Raw genomic sequence first — 6,450 nt, 5'->3', positions numbered from 1 at the left:
CTTCGTCATACTCACTGTGTGTGCCAACAAAACGAATGAAAAGGGTTCGTTTATCGAAGGAAATCATCGCCACAAGTCGGTATTGATTCCCCTTTATGTTGAACACGTACCGCTCATTGCCAACGTAGTCAACAGTATTAAACGCCTTTCGTAATGATAACCATTCAGAAAATAGGTTAGTCACGGCAGGAATTTCCAAATATGGATTCTTTTTTCGTAATCTGAAATATGCACACTCATGTCTGTCGGTTTGGGTAGGTCATAACTGCTCCTGCACTTATATCATTGGCCAGAGAATGTGTAAATTGTAGCCTGTTATTTTCATAAAATGCAACCCACCGCTTTCATGCGTACGAATACCCGTTTTCTGAGTCTGTGTGCCGTAGTGGGCCTTTTCATTGGTCTCGACGCCTGCCAGCTTGGTCAAAAACCGCTCTTTTCGCTCCTGCCCGCCGAAGACACCGGCATCACCTTCGCCAACCGGATTATCGACAATGACAGCATGAACATTGTCGACTTCGAGTACATCTATAATGGTGGCGGCCTGGCCCTGGCCGATTTCGACAATGATGGCCGTACCGACGTGTTTTTCACCGGCAACCAGGTGCCCAACCGGCTGTTTCTGAATCAGACCCAGCCCGGCACCCACGACCTGAAGTTTCGTGACATCACACCTGCGTCGGGTGTGGGGGGCGGGGGCAAATGGTGTTCGGGTGTGGCAGCAGTAGACATCAACAACGACGGGCGCATGGACCTCTACGTGGGGGCTACCGTGAGTAAAGATTCGGTGAAGCGCGAGAACCTGCTGTTTGTAAATCAGGGGGTGCGAAACGGTACGCCCGTCTTCCGCGAAATGGCCCGCGAATACGGCGTTGCCGACAACGGTCATACCACCAACGCGGCCTTTTTCGACTACGACAACGACGGCGACCTGGACCTGTATGTGCTCACCAACACCATTGAACAGGGCAGCCCTAACTCGTACCATAACAAACTGGCCGACGGGTCGTCTAAAACCACCGACCGCCTGTACCGCAACGATTTCGACGCGAAGCTGGGTCACCCGGTATTTACCAATGTCTCGAAGCAGGAGGGTATTCAGCTGGAAGGCTTCGGCCTGGGGATCAACATCACCGACCTGAACCGCGACGGCTGGCGCGACGTCTACGTGACGAATGATTACCTCTCTGATGACCTTCTCTGGGTTAACCAACATATTGGCAATCAGCACACTGGCTTTCGCGATGAGGCGGGTCAGTATTTCAAACACACCAGCAGTTCGGCGATGGGCAACGACGTAGCCGACATCAACAATGACGGGTTGATGGACCTGGTGGCGGTAGACATGCTGCCCCGCGACAACTTCCGCAAGAAGATGCTGGTGGGGCCAAACAACTACCAGACCTACCTCAACAATGAGCACTACGGCTTCAACTACCAGTATGTCCGCAACACCCTCCAACTGAATCAGGGACCCAGGCCAGGTACGCTGGGCCTCACCACCGGGCAGCCATTGATGATGCCCGGCCACGAGGCACCCATTCAGCGCATAGAGCCGGGGGCACCCCTGTTCAGCGAAATTAGTTTGCTGACCGATGTGGCCGAAACCGACTGGAGCTGGGCGCCCTCGCTGGTGGATTTCGACAATGACGGCTACCGCGACCTGCTGATTACCAATGGGTTCCCAAAAGACGTAACCGACCGCGATTTTACGTCGTTCCGGGCGCAAAGTTCGTCGGTGGCTACGAAACGGTTCTTGCTCGACCAGATTCCCGTGGTGAAAATTCCGAACTACGCTTTCCGTAACAAAGGCGTTTCGGATGCCAGCAACATTCCCAATTTCGACGACGTGACCGAAGCCTGGGGCATGAAAACGCCGAGCTTCTCGAACGGCGCGGCCTACGGCGACCTCGATAATGACGGCGACCTGGACTACGTAGTCAACAACATCAACGACTCGGCGTTTGTGTACCGCAATAATCTCATCGACAAGGCCGGGGCTGAGATTTCGGCGAAGGCGGGGTATTTGCGACTGACGTTTACCGGGCCGGAGCACAACAAAATGGGGCTGGGCGCTTTTGTCGAGTTGCATTATAAAAACCGCGCTGGCAAGGCTCAGGAGCAGGTTTATGAGCATAGCCCCTACCGCGGTTACCTCTCGACGGTAGAACCCATCGGGCATATCGGCCTGGGCGATGTGAGGAATATCGATGAGCTACGGGTGGTATGGCCCGCGCACGATGGGAAGCCAGCCCGGCAGCAAACCCTGCGCAACGTGAAGCCTAATCAGGTATTGGCCCTGCGCCAGACCGACGCCACCGAAACACCCACCGAAACCCGTCCTGTGCCGCCGTTGCTGCATGACGTGACCGATTCGCTGGGCCTTGCTATTACCCACGTCGAACCCGAATACATCGATTTCAACAACCAGAAACTGTTGCCGCACAAGTTCTCGCAGTTTGGCCCGGCAGTGTCGGTGGGGGATGTCAACGGCGATGGGCTTGACGACGTGTTTGTGGGCGGGTCGCGGCAGCACGTGGGGCAATTATTGCTGCAAACGGCATCGGGCGCTTTCGTGGAAAAAAAGGGCCTGCCCGCCCAAACGCCGGAACAGAAAGTGGAAGAAGACATGGGCACGCTCTTCTTCGATGCCGACGCCGACGGTGATCTGGATTTGTACATCGCTAGTGGCAGCGTGGAGGGCAATAACAACCCCACCGCCTATCAGGACCGGCTGTATATGAACGACGGCACCGGACAGTTTACGCTGGCCGTGGGTGCGTTGCCTGCCAACACCACTAGTAAATCGTGCGTGAAAGCCGCCGACTTCGACCACGACGGTGATCTGGATCTGTTTGTAGGTGGCCGCGTGGTGCCCGACCAGTACCCCAAAGCCACGTCGAGCCTGTTGCTGCGCAATGACCGGTCTGCCACAGGTCAGCCCCACTTCACTGATGTAACGGCCCAGGTTGCCCCCGCCCTGAAAGACATCGGCCTCGTTTGCGATGCCCTCTGGACTGACCCCGACAACGACGGCGACCCCGACCTCCTCCTCGCCGGCGAATGGATGCCCCTAACGCTTCTGGAAAACCAGCAGGGAAAACAGCTAAACAAACAAACCGACAAACTTCTCAACAGCAAGTTAGGCTGGTGGAACTCCCTCACGGCGGGCGACTTCGACAATGACGGTGATGTTGATTATGTAGCCGGTAACCTTGGCCTCAATGCCCGGATGCGGGCCAGCGAAAAAGAACCCATACGGCTCTACGCCGGTGATTTCGACAACAACGGTTTCTACGACGCCATCCCCACAGTGTTTATTCCCGACGAAAACGGTCAACGCCGCGAGTTCACGTTTCATGGCCGTGACGACCTCATCAGGCAGATGATTATGATGCGGGGCCGTTTTCAGCAGTACCGCGATTTCACTCAGGCCAGCATCGACAAACTGCTCAAGCCCGAAGAGTTAAAGCAGGCTACCGTATTGGAAGCCAACGAGTTGCGGTCGATGTATATTGAGAATAAAGGCAACGGCAACTTCGACATGCGCCCGCTACCCATGCAGGCGCAGCTGGCTCCGCTTTTTGGCATGTTGGCTACTGATGTAGATCATGACGGGAACCTCGACTTGCTGGCGGTGGGTAATGACTTCAGCGGAGAAGTGCTCATTGGCCGCTACGATGCGCTGAACGGTCTGTACCTCCGCGGCGATGGTAAGGGTGGTTTTGTACCGCAGCCCATGGCCCACTCCGGCTTCTGCGTGCCGGGCAATGCCAAAGGCTTTGTCACCCTGCCCGATACCAGGGGGAATCCGCTGTATGTGGCCAGCCAGAACCGGGGTATGCTCTGTGCCTTCCGTGGGTCAGTAGCCGGTAAGCTCTTTCGCCCAAAACCGACCGACGTGGCCGTGCTGCTTACCTTCGCCGATGGGCGCAAACAAAAAAACGAACTACCCTGGGGTAATTCGTTCCTGTCGCAGTCGAGCCGTGCGCTCTGGCTTAGTCCGCAGGTAAAGCAAATCGACGTGATTGATGTCAAAGGCCACGTGCAGACGCGCAGCCAATGACTAATCAATCCACATCACCTTATCGTAGGCGATTTCGTAGTCAAGCTCCTGGAGGGGCGTAGTGCTAATGAACCGCCCGGCGGCATCGACCCGGATGCCGTGCCAAAGGCCTGTAGCGTCGCGCAGGAGGAGCCGGTAGCCAAACAGCGGGTGGAAGGTGTCGTTTTCTTCGCGGTGGTCCCAGCCGGTCTGTAATTCAACGGCGAACCCTACCCGGTCAATCACCTCAGCCATTTGGTCGAGCAGGGTGCCTGTGATGCTCAGGTCTTCGATCCAGAGTACCCAGTTGTCGGTGCCCCAATCGAACTGAATGCGCGACGGCCGCACCGACATCAGGGCGGCGGTGAGGCTGGCGGTATCGGTGAGTTGCGTGCTTGTGTTCATAGACGTCGGAACCAGAAAACGGCCCTCTTAGTAGAACAAAAAGAGGAGCTAATTAGTCCATTAACCCGCTCGACTCCTGCCATTTTCTAAGCCAGAAACGATACTTTTTTTGTCCATATTCCACGAAGCCGGGAATAGACGTGGCATCGACGGCAAACAGCCGGTGGGGGGTCTGTTTCATCACACCCACAAGCACAAACCGGAACCGTTTAGTGGTGGCCCACTCGTTGTTGTCGGCATGGCGAAGGCTGTCGAGGTAAAAGGCCACCTGCCGGTCGTAGTCGTAATCGTAGCAGCTTTGCAGAAACTGCGCCTGTGTGCGAGCCGACGTGGTTTTGAAATCCATGATCAGCGCGTTCTGGCGTTTGGGGCTAGTGTAGACCAGATCGAGGCGGGCTTTGCAGGGCTGCTGCGTGGCGGGGTCGGTGAAGAGCACCACCCGCTCACGTTCACTCTGCCCGGTGAGCGACTGTGCATCGTCGAGACCCGTAAACAACCGTTCCTGCTGACTGGCCCACCGGTCGGCGTTGCGCAGGTAGCGGCGGCAGAACGAATCGCGCTGCACGGTTTTCATCAGCCCCTCCAGTTTCACCTGTTCGGTGGCCGTGAGGCGTTCATTGGCCAGGTCGGGCAGGAGTTGCTCCATCACGGTAGCCACTGACTCTGGCTCGAGCAGATGCTGGTGAAAGGCCTTGCCAAAACTGCGGGTACGTTCGGTAGTCCAGCGGGCGGAAGGCAATGCGCCCAGTTGCTCTTCTTTCAGCCGGGTAAGGTCGGAGTTAGAGACGCGGGGCAACGAACGGTAATCTACCGGCAACGCACGCCGAAGCGACAGCGCCGCCTGCGGCATCTGGTCGAATGATAGCGAAGAAAGCATGTGAAGTAAGTTTCGTGTCCAAGGTCTAAGGTCTAACACGGTCCGCCGCTGCGGTTGCTTCGCGCTCTGCTACACCACACGCGAAGCAACCGCAGCGGCGGACCGTGTTAGACCTTAGACCTTGAACGTTAAACCAAGTTTATTCTCCCGCCGTCAACAAGGCCGGAGCGGGTTCGTCGATGGCGTGGGCGAAGGGGTTGTAGTAGTTGAACGCCGTCTTGATGTTAGCGATGTCCGTGAGGGTTTCCTGGCGGAACACCTTATAGTCGCTTGCGTACTGCTTTAACTCGGCCGACACAGTGGGGTCGGCCATTTTGTAGCTGAAGTTGGCGATGTAATAGACGCCTTTGGGCTGGATCTTGTTATTCTCTTTTTTCTCGGCCACAGCCGTAATCACCACGTCGGCTAGGGTAAGGTCATCGTAATAGAGTGGTTCAATGAGGCGGAAGATGTTATCGACGGAATAGCCGTGGAACAACACCGCCGAGACGCAATTTTTTTCGTCAATGAAAAACAGTTCGGCCCAGTTCTTGGTGCCCATATTCAGGATGTTGTCCGTGAAAATGCGCCAGGCAATAGGCTGGAAGGTAAGGGTACGACCTACTTTCTCGGTGCCGTTAATATTGAACACGCCTTCTTTAGCGTCGAACCGATACTGGCGGGGGTGCCCCTCCAGGTATTTGTAACGACTCACCACCTCGCCTGTACCCTCGTGAAACTTTTGGTAGGGTTTCAGGACCTCCGCGTTTTGAATTGTCTCAATTGTGTTCTTGCTTTGCGTGTTCATTAGTATTTGTTGTTTACTGTTCGAGCAGGGGGTCCGGTTGAGACCCCTTTTGCCTTTTTAGGGGAGTTGTTTACTGAGTTAAAGATACGTTATTGTAGTCAAATACAAAAACATATAGGTTCGATTTTTTATACACCTACCCAGCGGCCCGTAACCCGAAAGACCATCGAAGAGTCCTCTCTGTAACTGGTTCATTAGTAGCATTTTAAGAGAATAAGGTTGGCTGGCTTTACAGATCACTTTCACCCCCTCCTGTCAACAGCTCATATGTTTTAGCTAAAACCTATTTACCGTATTCATAATGACCTTGTCAAATTACATATATACTCTGCATAA

5 protein-coding genes are annotated in these 6,450 nt (G+C 55.0%); 1 reads left to right on the top strand and 4 read right to left on the bottom strand.

The window, feature by feature from the left end:
- Positions 1-184, bottom strand: a 184-nt coding sequence (locus J2I48_RS24755) for a type II toxin-antitoxin system HigB family toxin (RefSeq protein ID WP_310587307.1), incomplete at its 3' end; no start/stop codon positions are given.
- Between the two features lie 162 nt (positions 185-346).
- On the opposite strand from J2I48_RS24755, the gene J2I48_RS24750 reads away from it, so the two are divergent.
- Positions 347-4,066 carry a CRTAC1 family protein gene (locus J2I48_RS24750; protein ID WP_207338204.1) on the top strand — a complete coding sequence of 1,240 codons (3,720 nt, stop codon included), beginning with the start codon at positions 347-349 and terminating at the stop codon, positions 4,064-4,066.
- Here J2I48_RS24750 and J2I48_RS24745 read toward each other — a convergent pair whose 3' ends face one another.
- From J2I48_RS24745 to J2I48_RS24735, 3 genes are all read right to left on the bottom strand, one after another.
- Positions 4,067-4,450 (bottom strand): hypothetical protein, encoded by a 384-nt coding sequence (locus J2I48_RS24745; protein ID WP_207338203.1) that lies wholly within the window; start codon positions 4,448-4,450, stop codon positions 4,067-4,069.
- A 52-nt stretch (positions 4,451-4,502) separates the two neighbouring features.
- Entirely contained in the window at positions 4,503-5,300 is a 798-nt protein-coding gene (locus J2I48_RS24740; RefSeq protein ID WP_207338206.1) for a PD-(D/E)XK nuclease-like domain-containing protein, read from the bottom strand.
- Positions 5,301-5,466: 166 nt separating this feature from the next.
- On the bottom strand, positions 5,467-6,114 hold the full coding sequence (locus tag J2I48_RS24735; protein WP_207338202.1) for a hypothetical protein: 648 nt from the start codon (positions 6,112-6,114) through the stop codon (positions 5,467-5,469).
- Positions 6,115-6,450: the final 336 nt, after the last annotated feature.

The organism is Fibrella aquatilis, assembly GCF_017353255.1.
In the GTDB taxonomy this organism is placed as follows: Bacteria; Bacteroidota; Bacteroidia; order Cytophagales; family Spirosomataceae; genus Fibrella; species Fibrella aquatilis.
Note: the sequence above shows the minus strand (reverse complement) of the source record. Positions and strands in the feature narration are given on the sequence as shown.